This window comes from Actinomadura chokoriensis (genome assembly GCF_041463665.1).
Classification (GTDB): domain Bacteria; phylum Actinomycetota; class Actinomycetes; order Streptosporangiales; family Streptosporangiaceae; genus Spirillospora; species Spirillospora chokoriensis_A.
Genome location: NZ_JAXCEJ010000077.1, coordinates 1 through 1,138 on the forward strand (window position 1 = coordinate 1; position 1,138 = coordinate 1,138).

Below are 1,138 nucleotides of genomic sequence, written 5' to 3' on the forward strand. Positions count from 1 at the left end.
GGCGATGTCAAGCGGCTGTTGCAACGAGGTACTCGTTGAGTGTTTGGGCTGGGGTTTTCCAGTTCAGGGTGTGGCGGGGGCGTCCGTTGAGCTGGCGGGCGATCTCGTCGAGGTCGTGCTGGGTGTAGGTGCGGAAGTCGGTGCAGGAGCGGGGGAAGTACTGGCGCAGCAGCCCGTTGGTGTTCTCGTTGGAGCCGCGCTGCCAGGGCGAGTGCGGGTCGCAGAAGTAGACGCGGCAGCCGGTGGCCAGGGTGAAGGCGGCATGCTCGGCCATCTCCGACCCCTGGTCCCAGGTCAGCGTCGCGGCCAGCTCGGCCGGTACCCGGCCCATCAGCTTGGTGAGCACCCCCACCACCTCCTGGGACACCCGTGAGTGCGGCAGCGCGCCGAGCATCACGAACCGGGTGGTGCGCTCGACCAGGGTGATGATCGCGCTGGTACCGCGGGCCCCGATGATCAGGTCGCCTTCCCAGTGCCCGGGCACCGCCCGGTCGGCCGCCTGGGCGGGACGGGCCGAGATGTTCAGGCCGGTGGTCCAGGGCTTGGCGCTGCGCTCAGCGCGGGCCAGCCGCGACTGCGGGCGGCGGCGGGCCCGGCCGCTGCGCAGCACCGACCTCTCGCCCGGCCGCAACGCCAGCTGCCGGGCCAGCTCGGCCCGCATCCGGCCCCGGGCCTGGTAGTAGATCGCCTGGTAGATCGTCTCGTGTGACACCCGCATCTCCGGCTGGTCAGGGTAGATAGAGCGCAGGTGCGCCGCGATCTGCTGCGGCGACCACCGCTTCACCAGCAGATCACGCACCACCGGCCACAACCTGCCCTCGCGCCAGGCCCGGCCCTTGCTCCCGCTGTTGCCGATCAGCTTGCCCGGCCGGTACCGCCGCGCCCGCTCATCGGCCTTACGCTGCGCGGCCACATGCGAATACGTCCACCGGTACAACCCGCCCAGCCCACCCGGCCGGGCCGTGGTCGCCCGGCCCGGATGCCGTACTCCACTCCCGTCGGCCACGTTCGAGCACCGGTAGGAGTTGTTGCGCCGCACCTCCCGCCACACCGTCGACCGGTGCCGGCCGATCACCTCCGCGATCTGCGGAATCAACCGGCCCTCACCGAACAACACCTCAATCTGCGCACGCTCACC

General features: G+C 70.8%; 1 protein-coding gene. It reads right to left on the reverse strand.

What is annotated here, in order from left to right:
* Positions 1–7: 7 nt before the first annotated feature.
* The coding region (locus SM418_RS37940; RefSeq protein WP_371946480.1) for an IS30 family transposase at positions 8–1,138 on the reverse strand (1,131 nt) is incomplete at its 5' end.